Origin of the sequence: Micromonospora sp. D75 (assembly GCF_018070405.1) — a bacterium.
GTDB lineage: Bacteria > Actinomycetota > Actinomycetes > Mycobacteriales > Micromonosporaceae > Micromonospora > Micromonospora chalcea.
Map to the genome: position 1 here is coordinate 1 of NZ_JAGPXV010000863.1, position 1,944 is coordinate 1,944.

Genomic DNA, 1,944 nt, shown 5'->3' on the forward strand with positions numbered 1-1,944 from the left:
CCATCAGCTCCAGCCGGTCCGCGCCGATGCGGGCCTTCAACCGCTCCGGGGTGCCCTCGGCCACGACCCGGCCGGAGTCGATGACGCACACCCGGTCGGCGAGGTGGTCGGCCTCCTGCAGGTACTGGGTGGTCAACAGCACGGTCGTGCCGTCGGCGACCAGTTCCCGCACCGCCGACCACAGACCGTTGCGGCTGCGCGGGTCCAGGCCGGTGGTCGGCTCGTCGAGGAACAGCACCCGCGGCGGCACCACCAGGCTGGCCGCCAGATCCAGGCGGCGGCGCATCCCACCGGAGTAGCCGCCCGCCGACCGGTCCGCCGCCTCGGTCAACCCGAACCGGTCCAGCAGCTCCTCGGCGCGGTCGCGGGCCCGGCGCGCGGACAGCCGCCGCAGCCGCCCGAACAGCACCAGGTTCTGCCGCCCGCTGAGCACCTCGTCGACCGCCGCGTACTGCCCGGTCAGGCTGATCGCCTCACGGACCCGGTCCGGTTCGGAGGCCACGTCGTACCCGGCCACCCGGGCCCGGCCGGCGTCGAACCGCAGCAGCGTGGTGAGGACCCGCACCGCAGTGGTCTTGCCCGCCCCGTTCGGGCCGAGCACCCCGTACACCGTGCCGGCCGGCACGGCCAGGTCGAAGCCGTCTAGGGCGGTGGTGCGGCCGTACCGTTTTCGTATCCCGTCGGCCAGTACGGCCGTCGTGTCGTCGCTCATGCCGGCAAGCGTCACCGCCGGCGCTGACCGGGCGCGCACCGCGCGCGCACCGGGCCGGTCATCGCCCGTCGACCAGCGCCAGCGCCCGCTGCCGGGGCAGGCCCGCGCCCCGGGCGTACGCGGTGGCGAACGCCGCCTCACCCAGGTGTTCCCGCAGCTCGACGGCGGTGGGTGTGCCGGCCGGGGCGTCGGCCGCGCCGGTGCCCGCCAGCAGCGCCGCCGCCGCGCCCAGCAGGCGGGCCGCCGACTCGGGGTCGCCGTCGCGCAGCAGCGGCCCGGCCAGCCCGTCCGCGGCGGCGGCCACCACCGGCACGTCCCACACACCGACGCCGGCCGTGAGGACCTGCCGGTAGTAGGCGCGGGCCGTAGCCGGGTCGCCGGTGGCGTCGGCGAGCTGCCCGAGCGTCACCAGCGCCGCGAGCCGCACCACATCGGCGCCGAACCAGCCCGACGGGCACTGCGCGACCGCCCGTTCGCACAACGCCCGCGCCCGCCGCGGGTCGCCGTCGCGGCGGGCGATCTCCCCGAGCCCCAGGTACGCGGCGGCGACCAGCTCCGGCGCGCCGGCCGGACCGGCGATGCGCCGCACCCGCCGGAAGTCCTCGGCCGCGCCGGTCAGGTCACCGGCGGCGAGCCGCCCGTCGGCGCGGGTCCGCAGCAGCTCCGCCAGGTCCAGGGTGGAGCCGAGCTGCTCGGCCAGCTCCAGCGCCTCCGCCATCGGCGCGGCCGCCGACGCGACGTCACCGGTGCGGTAGGCCGCCTCGGCGCGGGTGGACAGCGTCACGATCATGCCCCAGCGGTCGTCGAGCGCCCGGAAACCGGCGAGCGCGCCGTCCAGGTCGGCGTGGGCCTGGGCGTGACGGCCGTGCAGCAGACCGACCATCGCGGTGCCCAGGCGGCCCAGCGCCCGGCTCCACGGGTCGGCGCCGAGCAGCCGGTCCCGGACGGCCCGCTCGTGCAGCGCCGCCGCGTCCTGCGGCGACGGGGGCCCGCTGGCCATGCCGGACAGGTAGAGCAGGAACGGATGCCGGGGCGGCCGGGCCATGGTCCACAGGATCCGCGACGCGGCGTCGACCTCGCTGCGTTCGCCGCCACCGGCGAGCGTGGCGATCAGCAAGGCCAGCGCGTATTCCTCGGCCAGGCCGTCGGGTGGGCCGTCGAGCCGGTCGACAAGCCGCCGGGCCGGCGCCGCGCCCTCCCCGCGCAGACCCCGCAGCCACCAGTAGAACGCC

At 77.6% G+C, this 1,944-nt stretch carries 2 protein-coding genes; both read right to left on the reverse strand.

Annotated elements, in window-relative coordinates; all coding sequences use genetic code 11:
- The coding region (locus tag KBX39_RS30025; RefSeq protein WP_210873771.1) for an ATP-binding cassette domain-containing protein at positions 1-712 on the reverse strand (712 nt) is incomplete at its 3' end.
- A 58-nt stretch (positions 713-770) separates the two neighbouring features.
- The coding region (locus KBX39_RS30030) for a tetratricopeptide repeat protein (RefSeq protein WP_210873773.1) at positions 771-1,944 on the reverse strand (1,174 nt) is incomplete at its 5' end.